The following is a 24,537-nucleotide window of genomic DNA, read 5'->3' as shown; positions in this document are numbered from 1 at the left end:
TTTCCCGGCGGTCTGCTCTTGCTTGTACTGGGCATCGATATTGCCTTGGCGCAAACCACTGCGGTAACGCCGACCGGGGTCAGCGCCTCGACGTTTTCCACCGACCTCATGCAGTTGTACCGGGAATCACGGCTGGAAGATCCGCGGGTATTGGCCTCCTTTGCGCAAGCGCAGGCGGGCAAGGAACATCAGCGCGAGGCCTTGGGTGCGCTGTTCCCCCAGGTATCGCTTAACGCCGGGACGAATCGGATTCATCAGGAGAACGACCTGGTGCAGCGCAGTTACGATAGCGAAAACTACAGCCTGGTGCTGCGTCAGTACCTCTACAACAAGACCGCGTGGGAGAACTACCAAAAATTCAAAAGCCTGGCCAAGCAGTCCGAATCGCAAGCGCTGGACGCCCAGGCCGAGGCCACAATGGAACTGGCCCAGCGTTACTTCGCCGCGTTGGCGGCCGAAGATGAACTGGAGTTGGTGAGGGCGGAGCGTCGAACCACGCAAAAGAGTCTGGACCGAGTCAATGCGTTGTACGAGAAGCAGCTGGCAATGATTACTGATCAGCTCGACCTCAAGGCCCGGGTAGATTTGCTGGCGGCGCAGGAACTGGACGCCCAGAACCAGGCCAGTATCAGTCGCGAGGCACTGGCGGAGATCGTCGGCCGGCCGGTCAAGGAGAAACTCAACCGGATTCGCGATGACGTGCAACTCCGGGTTTCAGCGCAGAGCCTGGAAACCTGGGTCCGCGACGGTATAGCGCTGAACCCTGCGCTCAAGGCCAACGAGAGCGGCGTGGAAGCCGCGGGCGCTGCGTTGCGCAGTGGCAAGGGCGGGCACTATCCGACCCTGAGTCTGAGCCTGAGCGCACAACAGACCAACGAGGGCTACAACAATACCCTGGCGCCGCGCACCGACAGTTATGTCGCCGGTATTGGCCTTCAGGTGCCGCTGTACAGCGGCGGCTCGACCTCGGCGCGGGTCCGTGGGCTCTACCAGGATCAGATTACCGCCGAGCAGGAACTGGAAGCGATCCGGCGCCGGGTGGTCAAGGAGATCACTAGCGCTTACCTGACCGCCAATTCGAGCGGAGAAAAAATCAATGCGAGCCGCAATGCACTGGCCTCGGCACAGCTGTCGAGAGTGGCGGCAGAGAAAGGCCTCGATTACGGAATGGTCAATGCCGTCGATGTACTGACCAGCGTACGCAACGAATTCCGGGCTCGTCGTGACCTGCTCAAGACGCAATACGAGTTCGTCACCAATGTCCTTACCCTCAATCGCTGGGCGGGAAAGCTGCCTGCCGAAAGTGTCGAAAGCGTTAATGGCTGGTTGAGCCCCGGCAGCGCCAGCCAAAGCCTCACATCCCACTGATTCTGCCATCGCTGCGTATCCCCCCGTCCCCACTGGACGCCAATTTGCGCCACAACCTCCAGCAGTTCAGGCGGTGGTTGCTGTGGCGTTGTCGAAAAAACTCGAGCACCACAGTCATGCTGTTACCTAGCGCAGCGGAAGGAAAAACCAGCGACGAGACTCAGGCTGGGAGCATTTCCATCGCTCGGCTGAGGTGATCTTCGCCGATAAATTGACGCCAGTGTTGCGGTTGTACTTTTGCGCACACCACTCGTCGGTTAATTGACGATTTTGATCGCAATCAGACTGTGATCACTGGTCGCCGTAGTTGATCATAAGTAATTGATTTCATAGGTAGAATTTGTCGTTTTTAACATTGATCGGGCTACTCGCAGGAGGCTTGAGTCGACGACTGGCGGATGGGCGTGCTGGCAGTGTGCTGGTCTGGCCTAGACTCAGTTGAACAGATCGAGGGAGCACATCAATCATGCGCAAGCTATTGATGATTATTCCTATTTATGTTGCCTCGATGGCTTTGCCCGGCCTTGGAAACGTCCGCGATTCCTGCCGGTGAAGCCAGTGGAAGTGTCCCCCAGGGATGAATAGCCGGGTGGGCACCATTAAGGCCTGTCGGCGCTCGCATCTGTCCTTCGATCACGGTGGTCAGGTGAGGGAGCTGCTGACCCATGTAGGCCAAGGGAGGGAGGTCGTAGTTCATTTTTCAAGGGAGTCAGGAAAGTAATGACGACCCACAGAAAACCAATACGCGTGATGTTGATCGATTGTCGCCCCCTCGTTCTCATGGGCCTTCAAGACTTGATCAATGCCCGCAAGCCTCAGATGGAAGTGAGTGGCCAGGCCACCACCTATACCAATGCGCTGGATCTTGCCGATCAGTTGCGTCCCAATGTGATTTTTTTCAGTTTCTTTCCGGATGCGCTGAACCCGCTGGAGGTCGTTGCGGGACTCACCCGCAGCGCCGAAATGAAGGTGCTTGTGCTCAAGGGCCTGTACGAAGCCGTCCCCGTTGCCCAGGCAATAGAGGCGGGCGCACGCGGTATCGTGCTGGCGGAAGACCCGACGGAATCGATCATCCAGGCCATCATTACGGTCCACCACCGCGATACCGGAAAGGATAGGGCCTGGGCCGGTGGGCTGTCCGGCTATGCCGCGACCGGGCATATACAATTGAAATGCAATCTGGAGCAGGCGAAACAGGCGCGGCTGACACTGCGCGAGAGGGAACTGATTCGCGCCATTGTGGGGGATCCGTCCGCCAAATACATGAGCATCGCCGGGCGCCTGGGCATCAGCGAGCATACTGTGCATAACCACCTCAGCAACATTTATCAAAAGCTTAATCTGATCAACCGCATCGATTTGCTGATGTATGCGCTGAAGCACGGGCTCACCAACAACGAAAAACCACCCGAGTCCACGTGGGTGGAAATGGATTTGGCTTCACGTCAAAAAAAGACGGTCTGAAACCCTTTGGCGCACTTGGGCAGTCACCGTATCGCCGTCCTTGTCGGCGGCATTAAAACTGCAAAAAAATGCGAGGGTGGTTTTCGCCACCCTCGCATTTTTTTACGCGCGTTTCTCAGACGCTGCCATAAACAATGTCGCTACTCAGAAGATCAACCCCGACCAAGGTGATGGTCGTGACTTGTCCGCCCGTTTCGGCAACCGTGACGATGCTGTCTGCACCGCTGATGTCGATCGATTGGACAACCGCGTTCTGGTCGCCATTGAGCACCAGGGTGTCTCGCAGGTTTGCATTCGCATCGAAGCCGGTGACCTGGTACAGGTTCTCATCGACTGACAAATCGACGTTGAAGGCATCACGCTCACCGCCCGTGCCAATCAGGGTGAAATCGAACTGTGCGCCGGCCAAGTCGTTGGCGAACAGATTGGCGTCGAACGTACTCGTCGCCGAGTCCCCATCCTTGTCCGTCAGCGTCGCGTTGAACGTCAGCTGGACATCGCTGGCCAGGCTCTCGGTCTCATGAATGAACTGGATCGTCGGGATCTTGATCTCGCCTCGGGCCATCGTGAGCTGAACAGCGTCGATCAGATTCGTGCCATCGCTCTCAATGAGGAAGGATACCTGTCCGCCTGCCTCCGGAGTCAGGGTGTTCACTTCGATGAGGTTCGAGAACGTGCCATCCTCGTAGAAGGCCCTGTAGTACAGGTCCTCGGTCGCCGTGTTGTAACCACCTACGGAGTTGTCGATGAAGACCCTCATGCCCGTCAGCAAGCTCTCCGGATTGACGACGAAACTTTCATCGGCAGCGCCGATTGCCGCCAGGTTGTCTCCCTGGAACAGGTTATTGGCGACGCCGATGCCGGACGTGCTGACGTTCATGGCCCTCGGGTCGATGTACGAGGGCAGGGGGTTGGTCTGTAGCGTGGCTTCGGTGGGGTCGGGCGCTCCAAGCCCGATACCGGTCAGGATGTCCGAAGTCGACGCAAGCGCCTTCGCGGTAAAGAACACAATCTCCTCAGATGGCGAAGGAATAGTCGGCGGATCCTGCTCTGGAATTAACAATGTGCGCACTGGATCCGGACCGCCGGCACCGAGCGCGCCGTCGGCAGTGCTGAGCACGATCTCTGAACTGAAGCCTTGCACCAGATCCAGTGCATAGCGGCCATCGGCATAGGCGGTCAGCGTGTAGTCGACGCTGGTATCCGCTGTGGCGGCGTTGTTGTCGAAATCGCCGGTCAACGTCCCTGCGAATTGGTACGCGCCATTGCCGTCCGGTGAGGGCGACTGCTCGGTGAGCGTGGCGGTCCCGGTGGTGGTCGTGTTGTCTGGCCTGACGAGGGTGAACTGGCTATTCACCGAGATATCCAGACCCGCCGCACCCAACCCGTCGGCGCCGGCCGAATTGTCCCAGAACCCGAATTGCGGCAGGACGCTACCGGTGCCGATCAGGTTGCCGAATGCAAGTGATGGGCCGTCGTCTTCGAACACCAGGTTCTGGCCGATATTGAGGGTCGCCTGAGCGCTATCACCGTCCTTGTCAGTTGCGGTCCCTATCAGCGTCACCAGATTGTCCGCCGACAGCGTCGTCGAATCATCGGGATTGGTGGCATCGGGATGTACCACGGCGCGGAGCTGGTCGAGCGTGACGTCGCCATTAGCAGCCACGCTGGCCGTAAACACCAGCAGGTTGGTGGTGGCCGTGCGGCCTTCCACCACTGTGCCGTTGAGCGACAGGTTGACCGCCTCGCCGGTGGCTGTGTCGGTGAGCCCGGAGGCACCCGCCATCACGCCCAACGCATAGGTCAGCGTACCCGCGCCATCAGCGCCAAACGCGGAGCTGAAGTTGGCAGCAAAGTTCTGGGTGGCGTTGGTGGCCAGTACCGTTTCGTCGACCGTCAGCGTCGGTTCCGTGCCGGTAGTGCTGATGCTTGGCCCGTCGTCCTTGAACACCAGGTTCTGGCCGATGTTGAGGGTCGCATGGGCGCTGTCACCGTCCTTGTCGGTTATGGTCGCCGTCAGTGTCACCAGGTTATCTGCCGACAGGCTCGTCGAATCATCGGGATTGGTGGCATCGGGATGTACCACGGCGCGGAGCTGGTCGAGCGTAACGTCACCATTGGCGGCGACGCTGGCCGTGAACACCAGCAGCCCGGTGGTGGCCGTGCGGCCTTCGACCACTGTCCCATTGAGCGACAGGTTGACCGCCTCGCCGGTGGCTGTGTCGGTGAGCCCGGAGGCACCCGCCATCACGCCCAACGCATAGGTCAGCGTACCCGCGCCATCAGCGCCAAACGCGGAGCTGAAGTTGGCAGCAAAGTTCTGGGTGGCGTTGGTGGCCAGTACCGTTTCGTCGACCGTCAGCGTTGGCTCGGTGCCGGTGGTGCTGATGCTTGGCCCGTCGTCCTCGAACACCAGGTTCTGGCCGATGTTGAGGGTCGCATGGGCGCTGTCACCGTCCTTGTCGGTTATGGTCGCCGTCAGTGTCACCAGGTTATCTGCCGACAGGCTCGTCGAATCATCGGGATTGGTGGCATCGGGATGCACCACGGCGCGGAGCTGGTCGAGCGTAACGTCACCATTGGCGGCGACGCTGGCCGTGAACACCAGCAGCCCGGTCGTGGCCGTGCGGCCTTCGACCACTGTCCCATTGAGCGACAGGTTGACCGCCTCGCCGGTGGCCGTATCGGTCAGTCCGGAGGCTCCCGGCACCACGCCCAACGCGTAGGTCAGTGTGCCGGCGCCATCAGCGCCAAACGCGGAGCTGAAGTTGGCAGCAAAGTTCTGGGTGGCGTTGGTGGCCAGTACCGTTTCGTCGACCGTCAGCGTCGGCTCGATGCCGGTGGTGCTGATGCTTGGCCCGTCGTCCTCGAACACCAGGTTCTGGCCGATGTTCAGGGTCGCATGGGCGCTGTCACCGTCCTTGTCGGTTATGGTCGCTGTCAGTGTCACCAGGTTGTCCGCCGACAGGGTCGTCGAATCATCGGGATTGGTGGCATCGGGATGCACCACGGCGCGGAGCTGGTCGAGCGTAACGTCACCATTGGCGGCGACGCTGGCCGTGAACACCAGCAGCCCGGTGGTGGCCGTGCGGCCCTCGACCACGGTGCCGTTGAGTGACAGGTTGACCGCCTCGCCCGTGGCCGTGTCGGTCAGTCCGGAGGCACCCGCTACCACGCCCAGGGCATAGGTCACTGTGCCGGCCCCATCGGCGCCAAACGCGGAGCTGAAGTTGGCGGTAAAGCTTTGGGTGGCGTTGGTCGCCAGCACTGTTTCGTCGACCGTCAGCGTCGGCTCGATGCCGGTGGTGCTGATGCTTGGCCCGTCGTCCTCGAACACCAGGTTCTGGCCGATGTTCAGGGTCGCATGGGCGCTGTCACCGTCCTTGTCGGTTATGGTCGCTGTCAGTGTCACCAGGTTGTCCGCCGACAGGGTCGTCGAATCATCGGGATTGGTGGCATCGGGATGCACCACGGCGCGGAGCTGGTCGAGCGTAACGTCACCATTGGCGGCGACGCTGGCCGTGAACACCAGCAGCCCGGTGGTGGCCGTGCGGCCCTCGACCACGGTGCCGTTGAGTGACAGGTTGACCGCCTCGCCCGTGGCCGTGTCGGTCAGTCCGGAGGCACCCGCTACCACGCCCAGGGCATAGGTCACTGTGCCGGCCCCATCGGCGCCAAACGCGGAGCTGAAGTTGGCGGCAAAGTTCTGGGTGGCGTCGGTCGTCAGCACCGTTTCATCGACCGTCAGCACAGGCTCGGTGCCGGTGGCGGTGATGCTCGGTCCGTCGTCCTTGAACACCAGATTCGAGCCGATGTTGAGGGTTGCCTGGACGCTGTCACCGTCCTTGTCGGTTATGGTCGCCGTCAGTGTCACCAGGTTATCTGCCGACAGGCTCGTCGAATCATCGGGATTGGTGGCATCGGGATGTACCACGGCGCGGAGCTGGTCGAGGGTGACGTCACCATTGGCGGCAACGCTGGCGGTGAACACCAGCAGGCCGGTGGTGGCCGTGCGGCCTTCGACCACGGTGCCGTTGAGCGACAGGTTGACCGCCTCACCGGTGGCCGTGTCGGTCAGCCCTGAGGCTCCCGCTACCACGCCCAGCGCATAGGTCAGCGTGCCGGCGCCATCAGCGCCAAACGCCGAGCTGAAGTTGGCGGCAAAGTTCTGGGTGGCGTCAGTCGCCAGCACCGTTTCGTCCACCGTCAGCACAGGCTCCTCGCCGGTGGCGGTGATGCTCGGGCCGTCGTCCTTGAACACCAGGTTTGCGCCGATGTTGAGGGTTGCCTGGACGCTGTCGCCGTCGCCGTCGGTTGTGGTCGCTGTCAGTGTCACCAGGTTGTCTGCCGACAGGCTCGTCGAATCATCGGGATTGGTGGCATCGGGATGCACCACCGCCCGCAGCTGATCGAGCGTGACGTCACCATTGGCGGCGACGCTAACCGTGAACACCAGCAGGCCGGTCGTGGCCGTTCGGCCTTCGACCACTGTGCCGTTGAGCGACAGGTTGACCGCCTCACCGGTGGCCGTGTCGGTCAGCCCGGAGGCACCCGCCACCACGCCCAGCGAATAGGTCAGCGTACCCGGGCCATCCGCACCAAACGCCGAGTTGAAGTTGGCGGTAAAGCTTTGGGTGGCGTTGGTGGCCAGCACCGTTTCGTCCACCGTCAGCGTCGGCTCCGTGCCGGTGGTGCTGATGCTCGGTCCGTCGTCCTCGAATACCATCTTGGAGCCGATTTCGGCGATCGAAGTAGAAGCCTTGGCCAGCGTGAAGCCGCCGATATCAAAATCGGCGTGGTTATCGCCCCTGGCGTCGAGGGCCGCCCCGTTCTCGATGAGCACGCGGTTGTGGTCCGACGTTGTGGTGTATTCAATCTGGTAGCCGGCCAAAACGCCGGTGATGGTTGCCACTCCGGCAGCAGAAAAGCTGATGCTAATGGTCGGATCATTCACTGATCCGTCTGAATTCTCGATCACCAGCCCGGTGCTATTGTTGATGACACGAACATTGGTGATGGCAACCGGCGTATCACCCGCATAACCGTTGATGAAATTCACGCCAGGTTCAGCCGCGGTGCTGAATGCGCTGATTTTTACCACGGCACTCTTGCCGCCTTGCAACTGCACGACGTCGAAATTGGCCGACGTCGTATTGTAGACGGCGGTAAAGTCGATGTTGGACTCAACATCGGCTTCGGTCTGACTAAGGTTGGGAACGGTCACATCCTGCCTGGCACCGGTGACGAACGAAAAGCGGATGCCTTCCTGTTCCACAATCATCTGATTGTTGGTGCCGATGGTGGTCGGGCCACCCCCCTGGCTGGTATTGATCGTGTCGCCAGTATTTATATTGGCGCCACTTGACTGGTCTGCGGGGTCCTTACCGGTGGCGATGATGGTGGGATCCGTGATCCGCACGACACCATTGACAGTTTCAGTTGTCGGGTTCGCTTTCGTGAACATCAGGAACAGGTTCTGACCGGAGGGCGCACCGGCAAGACTGAAATCCAGGTCTTGAGTGGCTCCGATGAACACTTTATCCAGCAGATTGAGCGAATCATCGGGGTTCGTCATGTCTGGATGCTTGAGCGGTTGGTACTCCACGGTCCAGATCTTGCCGCCGGTGACCGGCGATCCGGTTTCTTCAATGTAGGCAGCGAACACGATCGCGCCATCTGCGCCCCCGGCTCGGCCCACAAGGATGTTGTTGTTCGTGTCCGTATAGAGAAGGATGCTGGTGCCATCAAGGGTGTCCAGTCCGCTGTCCACGCCATTGAGGGGGGCGCCAGCGCTGTCGACGAAGCGGATATCGGTAATGCTTCCTCCGCCGGTGAAGGTGAACGCATTGGTGCCCGTGTTGCCCGCGGCACCGGTATAGCCACTCAAGGCCGCACCCGTTGCGGTACCCGCTCCAAGTGCGGTCAAACGGGTAGAGAAGGAAGAGGGCAGGGATGCCACCAGAATGTCGTTGTCGTCAGCGTCTCCTGCAGGGGTTGGCGTGGCGGTGGCGTTCTGTAACCCGGCCGTCTCGTCCAGCACAACGTCCTCGCCGGTGATTGCAATAGCCATGATTTTTCTCCTGAGCAATTGCGGTCATTGAGGTCTGACCATTGACCTCTACAACTATGACCAAGCGCCCGGAATTGCACATTGGCCGATACTCCCAAACGGGGTGGGAGTTTCGGCCTAGTCGTCTTCGTCGGTGGTCTGCCGCAGGGTGCCCAGGGTGATGCGAGCGTGCGAATTGCCTATTGGAACTGCAAAAAAACAATGCGAGGGTGGCTTGCGCCGCCCTCGCATTTTTCACGCGTGCGACGCCTCAGGCGCTGCCAATAACGATGTCGCTAGTCACAAGAGCGACCCCGACCAAGGTAATGGTCGTGACTTGTCCGCCCGTTTCGGTAACCGTCACGATGCTGTCTGTACCGTTGTTGTTGATCTGGACACCGGCAGTCTGGTCGCCGTTGAGCACCAGCGTATCTCGCAGGTTGGCGTCCGCATCGAAGCCGGTGACCTGGTACAGGTTCTCATCGAATGACAAGTCGACGTTGAAGGCATCAGCCTCACCGCCCGTACCCACCAGCGTGTAGTCGAAGGCGCCGACCAAGTCATTGGCGAACAGGTTGGCGTCAAACGTACTTGATGCCGAGTCCCCATCCCTGTCCGTCACCGTTGCGTTGAACGTCAGCTGAATATCACTGGCCAGGCTCTCGGTCTCCTGAATGAACTGGATCACCGGGATCTTGATGTCGCCTCGGCCCATCGTGAGCTGAACAGCGTCGATCAGCAGCGAGCCCTCCTGTTCAATGAGGAAGGACACCTGTCCACGGGGCTCTGGCGTCAGGGTGTTCACCTCGATGAGGTCCGAAGTCGAGCCGTCCTCGTAGTAGATCCTGTAGTACAGGTCCTCGGTCGCTGTGTTGTAACCCGCCACGGAGTTGTCGATGAAAACCTTCATTCCCGTCAGCAGGGTCTCGGGATTGATGACGAAACTTTCATCGGTCGCGCCGATTGCCACCAGGTTGTCTCCCTGAAGAACGTTATTGGCGACGCCAATGCCGGACGTGCTGACGTTCATGGCCCTCGGGTCGATGTACGAGGGCAGGGGGTTGGTCTGTAGCTGGGCTTCGGTGGGGTCGGATGCTCCAAGCCCGATACCGGTCAGGATGTCCGAAGTCGACGCAAGCGCCTTCGCGGAAAAGAACACAACCTCCTCGGATGCCGAAGGAATCGTCGGGTCATTCGTCTTCGGAATTAACAAGGTGCGCACGGGGTCCGGACCGCCGGCACTGAGCGAGCCATCGGCAGTGCTGAGCACGACCGTCGAACTGAAGCCTTGCACCAGATCCAGTACATAGCTGCCATTGGCAAAGGCGGTCAGTGTGTAGTCGACGCTGGTATCCGTCGTGCCGGCGTTGTTGTCGAAATCGCCGGTCAACGTCCCTGCAAATTGGTACGCGCCATTGCCGTCCGGTGAGGGCGACTGCTCGACGAGCGTGCCGGTCCCGGTCGTGGTTGTGTTGTCTGGCCTGACGAGGGTGAACTGGTTATTCAGCAACGAGATATCCAGACCGTTCGCATCCAGCCCATCGGCGCCGGCCGAATGACTCCAGAATCCAGTTTGCGGCAGGACACTACCGGTCCCGATCAGGTTGCCGAAGGCGAGTGCTGGGCCGTCATCGTCGAAGATGATCTTGGAGCCGATTTCGGCGGTCGTAACAGCGGTTTGGAGCAGTGTGAAACCACCGATGTCAAAATCGGCGTGGGTATTGCCCCTGGCATCGACGGCCGCTCCGTTCTCGACGAGAACTCGGTTGTGATCCTCCGTTGTGGTGTATTCAATCCGGTAACCGGCTTTAACGCCGGTGATGGTTGCAACCCCGTCAGCATCAAAACTGATGGTAATAGTTGAATCATCCTCCGGTCCGTCTGAATTCTCGATCACCAGCCCGGTGCTGATGTTGATGACGCGAACACTGGTGATCTCAACCAGCGAATCATTTGCATAGCCGTCGATGAAGGTCGTACCAGATTCAACAGCGGTGCTGAATGCGCTGATTTTTACCACAGCACTCTTGCCGCTTTGCAACTGCACGACGTCGAAACTGGCCTTATTCGCATTGACGACGTCGGTAAAGTCGATGTTGGCTTCAACATCTGCTTCGTTCTGATCCAGGTTGGGAATGGTTACATCCTGCCTGGCACCGGTGACGAACGAATAACGAATGCCCTCCTGTTCCGTAATCATCTGGCTGTTGGTGCCAAAGGTGGTAGGGCCACCCGCCTGGCTGGTATTGATCGTGTCGCCAGTGTTTATATTGACGCCAGTTGACTGATTCGCCGGGTCCTTGCCAGTGGCGATGATGGTGGGATCCGTGATCCGCACGACACCATTGACCGTTTCAGTTGCCGGGTCCTCCGTCGTGAACATCAGGAAGAGGTTCTGACCGGAGGGCGCATTGGCCAGACTGAATTCCAGGTCCTGACTGGTTCCGACGAATACCTTATCCAGCAGATTGAGCGAATCATCAGGGTTTGTAGCATCTGGATGCTTGAGCGGTTGGTACTCCACGGTCCAGATCTTGCCGCCCGAGACCGGCGATCCGGTTTCTTCAATGTAGGCCGCGAACACGATCGCGCCAGTTGCGCTCCCGGCTCGGCCCAGAACGATATTGTTGTTCTCCGTATCGGTATAGAGAAGGATGCTGGTGCCATCGAGGGTAAACAGTCCGCTGACCGCGCCATCAAGCGGTGCGCCAGCGCTGTCGACGAAGCTGATATCGGTAATGGTTGCTCCGTCGGTGACGGTGAACGCATCGCTGCCCGTGTCGCCCCCGGCACCGGTATAGCCACTCAAGGCCGCATCCGTGGCGGTACCTGCGCCAAGTGCGGTCAAACGGTCAGAGAAGGATAAGGGCAGGGACGACACCAGAATGTCGTTGTCGTCAGCGTCTCCCACAGGGTCTGGAGTGGCAGTGAGGTTCTGCAACCCGGCCGTTTCGTCCAGCGTAACGTCCACGCCGGTGATTCCAATAGCCATGATTTTTCTCCCGAGCAATTGCGGTCATCGAGGCCTGACCGTTGACCTTCGGCCGTCACTATGGATAAGCGCCGGGGATTGCGCATCGGCCGATACTCCCAAGCGGGGTGGGAGTTTCAGCCTACTTGGGAGGGGGAAAGGGGATGAGGACGCGAAGGAGCGGTGCATGGATAAACCATAAGCCCTGGTCAGAGGGTGTTGGGGATTCGATTCCGTTTGGCCACCGACATGGGATACCGGGAGGTAGACCGTAAATGGAAAACCCCGCTGCCTTGTGGGCAGCGGGGTTAACCAATAAACACCTCCTTAAGACGTCATACAAATTACGGCATCAGACGAAATCTGTCGGTGCCAAGTTAGTTACTCCCACCAGTTCGACCACGACAGGATTTTCGATATCAATCGTCTGTACAGCGGTGAAATCGCTGTCGCTATCGACGACTTTGAAATCCAGCGTTAGATCAAGGGTAGCTGGTGTAGTCGTGGTGGTGGAGAAACCAGCATCGATGATCTTCAGCGGATTCGTACTCGTATCCTCCGCAATCGTGTTTCCAGGCCCGACGAGACCAACGACCGGCTGTGCGGAAGTGCTGCTTCCGCCATCGGCACCGACATCGCGATTCAGATTTATCGCGCTGCCCGTAAGGCCAGCATCATTCGAAAGAATCTGAATACCCTTGATGAGCCAGTTATCACCGATCTGGGTGTTGAAGTCATTGCTTTCAACAATCAATAGAGCGTCATTATTGTCCAGGAACGGGTCGTTCGGATCGGCTGGATCGTTGACGATAAGGGCCTCGTACTTGGTTCCAACAAGATCGGCGTTGTTTGTATCGTTCTCGTACACATCGCCTTGGTCGACGTAGATGGCACGTGTTGTAGTCGTGCCGGGATTATTTGCATCAGCAAGGCTGACTAGAAGCACAAGATCATCGCTTTCAGTCTCATATCCATCGAACTTGATAAAGAAATCGGTCGCGTAACTAAAATTGGTCGCGCCCAGATTTCCTTTCGGATCAGTCTGGAAGAAATTGATGTTGGCCGCTTCACCTGCCTGGATCGTATTTCCGGAGACGCCCAGAGCAGTGCTGGACAAGGTTACAGGGGCCTGCGTGCCGCTCACAAGCTCACCCTCCGTCACAACAGTATTGCCGTTGGCACTAAGTGGTGACTCGAAGCCTGTGATCTGGATGTAGAAACCTTCCCCAAGCTTCCCAGTGGCCACAGGTGATGGGCCACTGGAAGGGCTCGTACCACCCACGTCATACGTTTTGTATCCAGTGCCTTCGCCAAGCGTGACGTCTTGCGTCGTTTGCAGCGCATCCATCGTGAAGGTATAGGTGTCATTGGCTTTGTCAAACACCAGCGTGCCTTCCACCGGTTCAGGCGCCGTGCCAGGACTCCGATCGTGATCGTATTTGAACGACACGTTAAACGTGGCACTGTCGAGATTCTCTGAACTCCAGGTGACCGTTGGATCAACGATCGCAACATCATTCGCCGAACCAGAGAGGGTGAGGCCGGCAAAATCACTGTCCGCTGCCGAAGAGTAGGTCGGCCCGCGCTGGTCCGCACCTATCGAGTAGGCGAAGTCACCCGAAAAGGTCCATGACGTCGCACCCAAAGTGGGATCGACATCCTGCACAGGGGCTGTCCCTATAACGGGCGTATCGTCGTCGACGGTGATGACCAGTTTGTCGGCCGCGGCCGTCACCGTGTCGCCGTCCTTGTCGGTGGCCTGCAGCAGCGTGCCCAGGTTGATGGTGATGTCGTTCTCGTTGTTGCCAGCCGCGTGATCCAGCTGCTTGAGCAGCGTGAAGCTGTACACACCCGCTGTGGTGAGGCTGAAGGTGAACACGTCGGTCGCGCCGGCCTTGGCGGTGAGCGTGTTGCCCAAGACGCTGTACACCAGCGCCACCCCGGCCGAGCTCAGCGCCGGCAAGCCGCTGGTGACACTCGACAAGGCATAGCTCAGCGGTGTGTCGGCGCCCGACTGGAAGATGCCAGTTACGCTGCCGCCGGCTGTGGTCGCCTCGCCAGTCACGTCGTCCGTACCACCGGCATTGCCATTGGTCAGGCCATCCTCGTCGACGGTTCCCGTTATGGCGGTCCCGGTCGCCGTCGGCGTGTCGTCGTCGACGGTGATGACCAGCTTCCCGGCCGCGGCCGTCACCGTGTCGCCGTCCTTGTCGGTGGCTTGTAGCAGCGTGCCCAGGTTGAGGGTGATGTCGTTCTCGTCGTTGCCTGCCGCGTGATCCAGCGGCTTGAGCAGCGTGAAGCTGTACACACCCGCTGCAGTGAGGCTGAACGTAAACACGTCGGTCGCGCCGGCCTTGGCGGTGAGTGTATCGCCCGCGACGCTGTACACCAGCGCCACCCCGCCCGAGCTCAGCGCCTGCAAGCCGCTGGTGTCACTCGACAAGGCATAGCTCAGCGGCGTGTCGGCGCCGGACTGGAAGATGCCGGTCACGCTGCCGCCGGCTGTGGTCGCCTCGCCAGTCACGTCGCCGGTACCACCGGGAATGCCATTGGCCAGGCCGTCCTCGTCGACGGTTCCTGTCACGGTGGTCCCGGTCGCCGTCGGGGTGTCGTCGTCGACGGTGATGACCAGTTTTTCGGTCGCAGCCGTCACCGTGTCACCGTCCTTGTCGGTGGCACGCAGTAGCGAGCCCAAGTTGATGGTGATGTCATTTTCGTTGTTGCCAGCCGCATGATCCAGCGGCTTGAGCAGGGTGAAGGTGTAGGCACCCGCTGCGGTGAGGCTGAAGGTGAACACGTCGATTGCGCCGGCCTTGGCGGTGAGCGTGTTGCCCGCGACGCTGTACACCAGCGCCACCCCGCCCGAGCTCAGCGCCGGCAAGCCGCTGGTGTCACTCAACAAGGCAAAGGTCAGCGGCGTGTCGACGCCGGCCTGGAAGATGCCGGTCACGCTGCCACTGGCCGTGGTCGCCTCGCCAGCCACGTCGCCCGTACCGCCGGGAATGCCATTGGCCAGGCCATCTTCGTCGACGGTTCCTGTCACGGCGGTCCCGGCCGCCGCCGGCCCGTCGTCTTCGAAGATCATCTGGGAACCGATTTCGACGCTCGTAACAGAGGCTTGGAACAGGTGGAGGCCATCGATATCAAAGTCGGCGTGCTCATTGCCCTTGGCGGTGAGGGCCGCCCCGTTCTCGATGAGTACGCGGTTGTGAACCTCCGTTGTGGTGTATTCGATCGCGTAGCCGGCTTTAATGCCGGTGATGGTTGCAATCCCATTAACCAAGGTGATGCCAATGGTGGTGTCATTCACCGTTCCGTCTGAATTATCAATCACCGTCCCGGTGCTGTTGAGGACGCGAACACTGACGATGTCAACCTTCGTATCATTCGCATAGCCGTCGATGAATTGCGTGCCAGATTCAAAAGCGGTGGTGAATGCGCTGATTTTTACCACAGCGCTCTTGCCGCTTTGCAACTGCACGACGTCGAAACTGACCGTATTCACATTGACGACGCCGGTAAAGTCGGCGTTGGCTTCGACATCTGCTTCATTCTGATCCAGATTAGGAATGGTCACATTCTGTCTGGCACCCGAGACGAACGAAAAACGGATGCCTTCCTGTTCCGTAATCATCTGGTTGTTGGTGCCGAAGGTGGTCGGCCCACCTGCCTGGCTGGTATTGATCGTGTCGCCAGTGGTTATACTGACGCCAGTTGACTGGTTTGCGGGGTCCTTGCCGGTGGCAATGATGGCGGGATCCGTGATCCGCATGACACCACCGACGTCGACAACTGTCGGGTTCGCCGTCGTGAACATCAGGAAGAGGTTCTGACCGGAGGGCGCATCCTTGAGACTGAATTCCAGGTTCTGACTGGCTCCGATGAAAACCAAACCCGTCAGATCGACCGCGTCATCGGGGTTCGTCATACCTGGATGCTTGAGCGGTTGGTACTCCACGGTCCAGATCTTGCCGCCCGTGACCGGCGATCCGGTTTCTTCGATATAGGCAGCGAACACGATCGCGCCGGCTGGGCCAGCTCGGCCCAGAACGATGTTGTTGTTCACCGTATCCGTATAGAGAAGGATGCTGGTGCCATCGAGAGTATCCAGTCCGCTGTCCACGCCATTGAGCGGTGCGCCAGTGCTGCCGACGAAGCTGACATCGGTAGCGCTTGTTGCGCCGCTGATGGTGAATGCATTGCTGCCCGTATTGCCCACGGCACCGGTATAGCCACTCAAGGCCGCATCCATTGCGCCAACTGCCCCAAGGGCGGTCAAACGGGTAGCGAAGGCCGAGGGCAGGGGTAACGCCGTGTCGTTGTCGTTAGCGTCTTCCGCAGCGCTTGAAGTGGCGGCGTTCTGCAACCCGGCCGTTTCGTCCAGCGAAACTTTCACGCCGGTCGCCCCGACGCTCAGAGCGCTGGCGGTAATCGAGGTTGTCAGCAATGCATTTTGTTCGTCAATAGTCATGACTTTTACCTGGGGTAGTTGCGGTCATCGAGGCCTGACCGTTGACCTTTGGTCGCAACTATGGCGAAGCGCCAGAGATTGCGCATTGCCCGATACTCCCAAGCGGGATGGGAGTTTCGGACTACTTGGGAGGAGGAGACGGGATGCGGGCGCGAAGGAGTGGCGCGCATATTTCGTTTGTGAATGGCTCAGGCTGAGATAAATCGCAAAAAACGTATCGCCGCGCGGCCTGCATGATGTTAAGCGGGCGGCAGGCGCAGCGCCGCGATACAACCCAAAATCAAGCCACGGAACCTGTGGGAGCGGCGGTGCGACGATTCGACTTGCTCGCGAAGACGACAGTCAATATTGATGTCGTCTGACACACCGCTTTCGCGAGCAAGCCCGCTCCCACAGGGATTTCGACTTAACTGACCGGCATTGAGCCGCTTTCTCGTTTTTTTGATAGCGATCACGCGTTTAACGATGCGTGTTTAAAGACACTCCGTGTTACTTCCCGAAGGGCTACAAGACCTTGCGCCGTTACCTACGGTTAAGACAGAATCCGCCGGCTTGTGCGCCGATGGGCCGGGCTCTATCGTTTCCCTGTCACTGAAATCAGTGATCGGGTTTGGTAGCCCGGTTTCGTATCACGGCGCATCGCGTCACCTATTATGGTGGTCATGCGCGGGGTCCTTTCGAGGGCGCCGGGAACTGATACGACCGGTCTACCAACCCGCGTATGGCCACCACCTTCGTTTGGTAGCGAGTGTGATGGCTCTTTTTAATAAACTCGTATCAGGAGTTTGATTTATGTTCAAAGTTACGCCTAACCCACCGGATACCGATCCGGCATCCCCATACGAATCTGACGATTCAAAAAAATTCCACGAAGCCGCCGAGCGCGCCCTCAATTTCTACCTCAACCCGGCAGCGATCATGAACAACACCCCACGCAAACCCAGCACCATGTACATGGTTGCGCCGGATGTCGGTCATGAAGCCTTGCTGGTTCAAACGTGCGAGAACCTGGCGTCGGCCAGTGTCATGGCCAGCGACATTGCTGCATTGATGGAGGGCACCCATCGCAATACGCTGTTGGCGCTTCAGCAAGTCATCATGCTGGCTGAACTGGCGGTGAATCGAATGCTGGATAACTTCGTTCCACCCAAGTAATCACTCAGCCCTTTACCGAGAGGCTTGCCCCTCGGTAAAGGGGTTTGACAGCTCATAACGACGTTCTGACCACCAATGGACAATCAACCGACTGGGTTCCCGATACCTCCAGGGCCTCGATCAGGTGCCGGGCCGCATTGCGACCGATCTCGTAGTACGGCAGTTGCACGGTGGTCAGCGGCGGGATGAACAGTTCGGCGATGCCGATCATGTTGTCATAGCCGAGCACAGCGACATCGGCGGGAATCTTCAGGCCACGGCCCAACAACAGCTGATAGGCACAAAAGGCAATGCGGTCGTTGCCACAAATCAGAATGTCGAATTCCGGGCGTCCTTCAATAATGTGCCGGTCAAGGATGGCTGCGGTTTCACCATAGGCATCATGATCGGAAAGGTCGTATTGCAGGAGTGCGTCAGGCGCAAGACCGAATGCCTGACAGGCACGCAACAAGCCTTTTTGTCGCAGCTCCCAGGCCAGGCTCTGTTTGGGCAGATTGATGCACAGAGGGCGCCGATAACCCTGGCTCAACGCGTGATGTACGGCCCGATACTGCCCCGTTTCGTCGTCTGGCACATAACTGACCAGGTGACTGTCATCTGCCAGGCAATTGGCGAGTACCAGGGGTTTGCTCTTCAAGCGCTCGGGAATGCACACCTGGCGAAACCCCATGGCGCTGAAGATCAACCCGTCGGGACGGTGCGACAACATCAGGTCGATATTCTGGTCGGTGGGCGGGTTGCTCAACAGGTTAAGGATGAACACATTCCAGCCCGCCTGCTGCGCGGTCTGTTCGATGGACAGCAGCAACTCGACGGCGAACGGTGTGGTCGCGGTGTCCAGTGCGAACACACCGATGGTGCGCGACTGGAGATTGTCGCCGCGCATCTTGCGCGCCGACAGGCTCGGTACGAATTGCAGTTCGTCAATGGCGCGACGCACCCGCTGAAGGGTTTCGGGGCTCAGTTTTTCCGGATTGTTGAGCGCTCGAGAAACCGTCATCAGGGACACGCCGGCCAGCTGTGCAACGTCTTTCACTGAAGTCATGCGAGGCGAGGCCGGTCAGGTTGACGCAGGATCATGACACAGGGCCCGGGCTTCTCGCGACTCGAATGACGCCGCTCATAGCCATCCGCCGCTCATAACCATCCAGAGTCGAGAGACCATGCCTTGTGAATCGAGACACGTCCGCCACTCCCGCCGGCAAACAGCTTCACCCCCAGACTGTCGGGCCGCGGATAGAGGCGACTGCTGAGGCTGAAGCGGCCGTTTTCGTCGAATACCTCGATGGACGAGCGATCGAGAAACACGCGCAATTCCAGTCGCTCTTGTGTCGGGTCTATCGACACGCTGCGCTGACCGGTGACTTGCGCACCCGAGCGGCTGCGGTCCAGCACCAGACGCCGCAGCAATGCATCGTAGTAAAGCAGGGTTTCTTCATGGTCATCGTCGCTGCAACGCAAAGCGATTCCGAGGTGGCCGTCGGTGCAACCGAGCAAATCCAGATGCACATGGATTTCGAGCATGTCGCCATTCACTTGCGGCACGCACAGGGTTCCCGATTCATCCCACCAAGGCGTGCCCGGCAATGGCGCCTTGCGCAGAGCGGTGAGCTCCCGTGCCGGATATACGCAAAGGTGATCGGCGTGCAGTTCAAGTTCGCGCGGTAAACCGAGCATGCCGCACCAGTGATGGGCCTGGCTCGGCATCGGGCTTTCCCACATGTCGAGCCACGCCCACACAAGGCGCCGACCGTCGGCGGCCAGGAGCGTTTGCGCGGCATAGAAATCGTGGCCATTATCCAGCTCGATAAAAGGCCCGCCGGTGAAGTGCCATTCGCTGTCGAGTTGGCCCACTCGATAACCGGTCTGGTACTTGTTCAGCCGTTCGTAACCCTCGGGTTGCATGCCTTGAGGGGAGTAGAGCAGCACATCGCGCCCGTTCAGTCGGAACAGATCCGGGCACTCCCACATATAGCCATCGCCCTCGCTGCCGCTGGACACATAGTCGAGGAATTCCCAGGTGTGCAGATCCGTGGAACGGTACAGCGGCAGCAGCGGCACATCGCCCAGACGCGCGCCGGCAATCAGGTACCAGCAGTCATCCTCCTGCCATACCTTGGGGTCACGAAAGTGCATGATCGAGTCTTGCGGCGCGGTTTCAATGACGGCGCCATGCTTGACGAACCGGATGCCGTCGGTGCTGGTGGCCAGGCACTGAACTTGACGGATCGAGCGCTCGTCACCCACGTCCCCCAGCCAGGTGTGCCCGGTGTAGATCAGCGCCAGGGTATCGCCACACACCACCGCGCTACCGGAAAAACAACCGTCGCGGTCGAAGTCATCGCCGGGCGCCAGCGCAATGGGCAGATGCTGCCAATAGACCAGATCGGCACTCTTGGCATGCCCCCAATACATCGGGCCCCATTTTGCTTCGAAGGGGTGGTGTTGATAGAACACGTGGTATTCGCCACGAAAGTACACCACCCCGTTAGGGTCGTTCATCCAGCCCGCTGGAGGGGCAAGATGATAACCGGGACGATAATCGTCGATGACGCGAGACAGACCATCACGCAGCGCATGCTGCGCAATATCAAGGGCAGCGGACATTGGAACACTCATGGAATTCAAAGACACAGTCATAGGGCACTTGCTCGTACCGGGCGTTGTGAAACGCCATCCGGCAGGGTTTCAATGGCGTGTGGATGACGGCTCAAGGCCGCGCCGTCGGCGTCGAACAGGTGCAGGTTGTCGATGTCCAGTTGCAGCTCGACCCGATCGCCTGCCTGCCAGCCAGCGCTGACTTCGCAACGACAGATCAGTGGCTCGTCCTGACCTGTCTCAAGGTGCACATAGGTTTCGCTGCCCAGGTATTCGACCGCGGTCACGACCACGCCGGCGGTTCCATCCGCTGCCTTGAGCGACAGGTGCTCCGGGCGAATCCCCAGGGTCAGCTGCGTACCGGCCGCCAGCTTCGAGCTGTCGAAGGGCAGGGACGTGATACCCCATACGAGGGTGTCGACCAGGCTGGTTTCGCCTGGCGCTTGCAGGCGTGCCGGCAGAAAATTCATCCGGGGCGAACCGAGAAAACCGGCGACAAAGCGGCTGGCCGGGCGCTCATAGAGTTCGCGCGGTGAGCCGACCTGTTCTACGCGACCACCATTAAGCACGACAATTTTATCGGCCAGGGTCATCGCTTCAACCTGATCGTGGGTGACGTAGATCATGGTCGAGCCCAGTCGGTCATGCAGCCGGGCGATTTCGTTGCGCATCTGCACCCGCAAGGACGCATCCAGGTTGGAGAGCGGCTCATCGAACAACAAAATGTCCGGTTCCCGCGCCATGGCCCTGCCCATGGCCACACGCTGACGCTGCCCGCCGGACAGTTCCTTTGGCTTGCGTTGCAGCAGTTTGTCCAACTGCAGGATTTGCGCCGTTTTCAGCACACGCTCGCGCAGGCTGGTCTTTTCAGTCTTGGCCAGTTTGAGACCAAAGCTGATGTTGTCGTAGACGCTCATGTGCGGGTACAGCGCATAGGACTGAAATACCATGCCGACGCCACGCTCGCGCGGCTCCAGGTCGTTGACCCGACGCCCGTCGATCAGCAGGTCGCCGCCGCAGATCGAATCCAGTCCTGCAATCAGTCGCAGCAGGGTCGATTTTCCGCAGCCCGAAGGGCCGACGAACACCACGAATTCACCCGCCGCGATTTCCAGGCTGACGTCGCGAAGAATCCGCGCGCCGCCCAATTGTTTGTTCACGTTGTCCAGTTTCAATTTGATCACGATGCTGTTCCTTGTCTTTGTTGGGCATCAACCCTTTAACGCGCCGGCAGTGAGACCGGAAACGATTCGGCGCTGGAAGATCAGCACCAGAATCACCAGTGGGACGGTGACCAGCACCGATGCAGCCATCAACAACCCCCAAGGCAACTCATGGGGGCTGCCGCCGGAAATCAAGGCGATGGCGACCGGCACCGTGCGTTGGGTGTCGGTGAGGGTGAAGGTCAGGGCAAACAGGAACTCGTTCCACGCGGCGATGAAGGCCAATAAGCCAGTGGTAACCAGTGCGGGCCAGAGCAGGGGCAGCAGCACGCGGGTCAGCGTGACCCAGGGTGAAGCGCCATCCATGATTGCCGCTTCTTCCAGTTCATGGGGCAGTTGCCCCATGAATGTGGTCAGCACCCAGACGGTGAAGGGCAGGGTGAAAATCGTGTAGCTCAGAATCAACGCCCAGGACGTGTTGTACAGGCCCAGCGCGCGGATCACTTCGAACAGTCCCGACAACACCGCGACCTGAGGAAACATCGACACACCAAGGACCATCATCAACACCGTGCCACGCCCACGGAACTTCACCCGGCCCAAGGCATAGGCGGCGGTCACGCTGAGGAACAACGCCAGCGTCACCACGCTAAGCGCAACCACCAGCGAGTTGCCGATAGCTAGCAGGAATGAGGATTGGTTGAGTACCGCCGCGTAATTGGAGAAGTCGGGGTTATCGATCCAGTAGCTCACCTCGAACAAGGCGCTGGATGGCTTCAGCGAAGTCACGATGGCGTAGTAGAAAGGGAAAACCGCATACAGCAGCAATACCCCGATCAGGCACCAGAATCCGAGGCGCAACAGTGCTTTTTTTAGTAGGCGCAGGTTCATGACCGGACCTCCAGTTGACGGCGTCCGAGGTAGAGATAAAGCATGGCGATGACCGCAACCACCAGAAACAGCAGCGTCGAGGCCGCGCTGCCGTAACCGACGTCCTGGAACTCCACCAGGTGCTGGCGGGCATACACCGACATGCTCATGGTGCTCGACGAGTTCGAGGTCAGCACATAGATCACGTCGAATACCCGCAGCGAGTCGAGGATGCGGAAGATCGCCGCCACCAACAGTGCAGGCATCAATAGGGGAAGGGTGACACGCCAGAACACTTTCAGCGGATGAATGCCATCGACCCTCGCGGCTTCGTAGCAATCGCTCGGCAACATCTGCAAGGCCGCCAGCATCAGTAGTGTGACAAAAGGGACGGTCTTCCAGACGTCGACGAGGATCACCGCCCACATCGACAGGTCCGCATCGGCCGTCCAGGCCAGGGGCGCGTCAATCAGGCCGAGGCTCAGCATCATGTGATTGATGATGCCGAACTGGTCGTTAAGCATCCATGACCAGATCTTTGCCGAGACAATGGTCGGAATCGCCCAGGGAATCAGAATCATCGCCCGCACCAGAGAACGTCCGGTGAACTTGATGTTCAGCAGCAATGCCACCAACAGTCCCAGTACGACTTCCAGCCCCACCGACACCACGGTGAAATGCAAGGTGTTGCGCACCGCGTTCCACCATTGCGGATCGACCAGGATGCCCGACCAGCTGGAGCCGTTGTGGAACAGATAATTGCTCAAACCTATGAAGGTTCCGCCACCGGTGTCCGACAGACTGGCGTCGGTCAGGCTGAACCAGAATGTGCGCAATAGCGGCCAGGCTGCCACCAGGGCCAGACACAACAGCATCGGTGTCAGAAACAGCCAGGCGGCGCGTACCCGGCGTCGTTGTACGGGCGTTTCCCTGGTGAGCAGAAGCTCGTCACAGGGGACATGGGTAGTAGAAACAGACATGGTGATTTTCTTCCTTGTGGCTTACCAGTTCCGGCGTTTGATGCGTGTGAGTTCGCTTTCCAGCTCGGCCAGCGCCTGATCCACAGGCAACTCGCCCGCCAGCACGCCATGCACTCGATCGAAGAATGCATTGGAGACCCGTGGATAGCGATCGGCGGTTATTGAGGCGGGGCGCATGACCCCATCGTTGAGAATGGTGTGCAGCTGAGCGTAATAAGGCATGGCCGCGAGCAATTCGGGGTCTTGGTACAGCGACTCGATCACCGGGTTATAGGCGCCTATCAGGGCACGGCGTTTTTGCTCTTGGGCACTGGTCAGGTAGCTCACCAGCTCTGCGGCAAGTTTTGGATGGGCGCTGTAACGCGATACCGCCAGACCCCAGCCACCGAGGGTGGAGGCATGGCTGCCGGTCTCGCCGCCACGGGGCAGGGGAGCGACCCCGACCTTGTCTTTTACCGCGCTGTCCTGGCTTTGCACCAAGGCCCAGACATACGGCCAGTTACGCATGAACAGCGCATTTCCCGACTGGAATACGCCCCGGCCTTCCTCCTCGGTGTAATTGAGTACGCCACGCGGGGAGATGTCTCCTACCCAGCTTTTCGCCAGGGTCAACGCCGTTCTCGAGGCCTGACTGTTGACCACGATGTCGCCTCGTGGATTGACCAGCCCGCCTTGCGGTTGGCTGCTGATCCACTCCAGCGCATTACACGTCAGGCCCTCGTAGGCGCGCCCCTGAAAGATGTAACCCCACGCATTGGGATTCCCGGCAGTGCGCTCGGCCTGTTGAATATTCCTGGCGGTAGCGGTCATTTCCTCCCACGTCTGGGGAACCTGCTGGTTGTACTTCTCGAGCAAGTCCTTGCGGTAATACAGCAGACCCGAGTCGGTGAACCACGGCATCGTCACCAGCCGTCCGTTCACCGTGGCGTTATCCACCTGTGCCTGGAAGTAGCCTTGTGTTGCGTTGGCAGGAAGCACCTCGCGCAGATCCATCAGATGTTTGGCCAGCATCCCCGGCCACACCATATCGATTTGAATGATGTCGATGTCGCTGGACTGCGCACTGAGGATCTGTTGGTAGAACGACAACCTCTCGGTTGCCGAGTTAGGTGTTGAGACCACCTCGACGTGGTTGCCGGTCTGTTTCGACCACGCCTCGACAGCCTCTTTGCAGAGTTGTAACTCCGCACCCACCGCGCCGCAGGAGATCGTCAAATCGGCTGCGTTCGAGAGGGATGGAAGCCCGGCACAAAGGGTGAGCAGTGCTGCTGGAAGAAGAGATTTAAGCTGTTTCATAAAGCCCTCTTTATTTTTGTTTTTAGAAAAGTTAACGTTAACATCGCCAAATGTAGCAGCGTATTTGCGATGAGGCATCCTTTTTTTCGTCAATTTTGACAATTCACAGTTCACGAAGAAAAGCCGGTTGCGCAAGCAGAAAAATAAAAACA

The 24,537-nt window shown here is 59.2% G+C and carries 12 protein-coding genes; 3 read left to right on the top strand and 9 right to left on the bottom strand.

Annotated elements, in window-relative coordinates; all coding sequences use genetic code 11:
- Positions 1 to 12: 12 nt before the first annotated feature.
- Together BK662_RS16450 and BK662_RS16445 are read left to right on the top strand one after the other, a co-directional pair.
- Positions 13 to 1,368 (top strand): TolC family outer membrane protein, encoded by a 1,356-nt coding sequence (locus BK662_RS16450; protein WP_123359011.1) that lies wholly within the window; start codon positions 13 to 15, stop codon positions 1,366 to 1,368.
- 720 nt (positions 1,369 to 2,088) lie between these two features.
- Entirely contained in the window at positions 2,089 to 2,832 is a 744-nt protein-coding gene (locus BK662_RS16445) for a response regulator transcription factor (protein WP_123358941.1), read from the top strand.
- Between the two features lie 115 nt (positions 2,833 to 2,947).
- Here the strand turns inward: BK662_RS16445 and BK662_RS16440 are convergent, their stop codons facing one another.
- The 3 genes from BK662_RS16440 to BK662_RS16430 all read right to left on the bottom strand — a co-directional run bounded on the left by BK662_RS16440 (position 2,948) and on the right by BK662_RS16430 (position 16,323).
- Entirely contained in the window at positions 2,948 to 8,902 is a 5,955-nt protein-coding gene (locus BK662_RS16440; protein WP_259695925.1) for a DUF5801 repeats-in-toxin domain-containing protein, read from the bottom strand.
- Positions 8,903 to 9,152: 250 nt separating this feature from the next.
- Complete coding sequence (locus BK662_RS16435; RefSeq protein WP_123358940.1) at positions 9,153 to 11,873, bottom strand: DUF5801 repeats-in-toxin domain-containing protein; 2,721 nt, start codon at positions 11,871 to 11,873, stop codon at positions 9,153 to 9,155.
- Positions 11,874 to 12,204: 331 nt separating this feature from the next.
- Entirely contained in the window at positions 12,205 to 16,323 is a 4,119-nt protein-coding gene (locus BK662_RS16430) for a T1SS-143 repeat domain-containing protein (protein ID WP_259695924.1), read from the bottom strand.
- Between the two features lie 792 nt (positions 16,324 to 17,115).
- Between BK662_RS16430 and BK662_RS16425 the strand changes: the two genes are divergently transcribed.
- Positions 17,116 to 17,478 (top strand): DUF6124 family protein, encoded by a 363-nt coding sequence (locus BK662_RS16425; RefSeq protein ID WP_123358939.1) that lies wholly within the window; start codon positions 17,116 to 17,118, stop codon positions 17,476 to 17,478.
- 52 nt (positions 17,479 to 17,530) lie between these two features.
- Here BK662_RS16425 and BK662_RS16420 read toward each other — a convergent pair whose 3' ends face one another.
- From BK662_RS16420 to BK662_RS16395, 6 genes are all read right to left on the bottom strand, one after another.
- Positions 17,531 to 18,523 (bottom strand): LacI family DNA-binding transcriptional regulator, encoded by a 993-nt coding sequence (locus BK662_RS16420; RefSeq protein ID WP_123358938.1) that lies wholly within the window; start codon positions 18,521 to 18,523, stop codon positions 17,531 to 17,533.
- A 92-nt stretch (positions 18,524 to 18,615) separates the two neighbouring features.
- Positions 18,616 to 20,118, bottom strand: a complete 1,503-nt coding sequence (locus BK662_RS16415) for a glycoside hydrolase family 32 protein (protein ID WP_123358937.1) — start codon at positions 20,116 to 20,118, stop codon at positions 18,616 to 18,618.
- Positions 20,115 to 21,260, bottom strand: coding sequence for an ABC transporter ATP-binding protein (locus BK662_RS16410; protein ID WP_123358936.1), 1,146 nt, complete (start codon positions 21,258 to 21,260; stop codon positions 20,115 to 20,117). The genes BK662_RS16415 and BK662_RS16410 overlap by 4 nt, the downstream gene beginning before the upstream one ends.
- Positions 21,261 to 21,287: 27 nt before the next feature.
- Positions 21,288 to 22,130, bottom strand: coding sequence for a carbohydrate ABC transporter permease (locus BK662_RS16405; RefSeq protein WP_123358935.1), 843 nt, complete (start codon positions 22,128 to 22,130; stop codon positions 21,288 to 21,290).
- On the bottom strand, positions 22,127 to 23,089 hold the full coding sequence (locus BK662_RS16400; protein WP_123358934.1) for a carbohydrate ABC transporter permease: 963 nt from the start codon (positions 23,087 to 23,089) through the stop codon (positions 22,127 to 22,129). The genes BK662_RS16405 and BK662_RS16400 overlap by 4 nt, the downstream gene beginning before the upstream one ends.
- Positions 23,090 to 23,110: 21 nt before the next feature.
- Positions 23,111 to 24,385 carry an ABC transporter substrate-binding protein gene (locus tag BK662_RS16395; RefSeq protein ID WP_123358933.1) on the bottom strand — a complete coding sequence of 425 codons (1,275 nt, stop codon included), beginning with the start codon at positions 24,383 to 24,385 and terminating at the stop codon, positions 23,111 to 23,113.
- Between the last annotated feature and the right edge of the window lie 152 nt (positions 24,386 to 24,537).

Source organism: Pseudomonas frederiksbergensis (assembly GCF_003732275.1).
Taxonomy (GTDB): domain Bacteria; phylum Pseudomonadota; class Gammaproteobacteria; order Pseudomonadales; family Pseudomonadaceae; genus Aquipseudomonas; species Aquipseudomonas frederiksbergensis_H.
This window is presented reverse-complemented; position numbering and strand designations above follow the sequence as displayed.

Bases quoted from the DNA above. Each gene is read 5' to 3' on its own strand.
- BK662_RS16415 (WP_123358937.1), bottom strand. From the start codon at position 20,118: ATGACTGTGTCTTTGAATTCCATGAGTGTTCCAATGTCCGCTGCCCTT.
- BK662_RS16425 (WP_123358939.1), top strand. From the start codon at position 17,116: ATGTTCAAAGTTACGCCTAACCCACCGGATACCGATCCGGCATCCCCA.
- BK662_RS16420 (WP_123358938.1), bottom strand. From the start codon at position 18,523: ATGACTTCAGTGAAAGACGTTGCACAGCTGGCCGGCGTGTCCCTGATG.
- BK662_RS16440 (WP_259695925.1), bottom strand. From the start codon at position 8,902: ATGGCTATTGCAATCACCGGCGAGGACGTTGTGCTGGACGAGACGGCC.
- BK662_RS16395 (WP_123358933.1), bottom strand. From the start codon at position 24,385: ATGAAACAGCTTAAATCTCTTCTTCCAGCAGCACTGCTCACCCTTTGT.
- BK662_RS16430 (WP_259695924.1), bottom strand. From the start codon at position 16,323: ATGACTATTGACGAACAAAATGCATTGCTGACAACCTCGATTACCGCC.
- BK662_RS16405 (WP_123358935.1), bottom strand. From the start codon at position 22,130: ATGAACCTGCGCCTACTAAAAAAAGCACTGTTGCGCCTCGGATTCTGG.
- BK662_RS16445 (WP_123358941.1), top strand. From the start codon at position 2,089: ATGACGACCCACAGAAAACCAATACGCGTGATGTTGATCGATTGTCGC.
- BK662_RS16400 (WP_123358934.1), bottom strand. From the start codon at position 23,089: ATGTCTGTTTCTACTACCCATGTCCCCTGTGACGAGCTTCTGCTCACC.
- BK662_RS16435 (WP_123358940.1), bottom strand. From the start codon at position 11,873: ATGGCTATTGGAATCACCGGCGTGGACGTTACGCTGGACGAAACGGCC.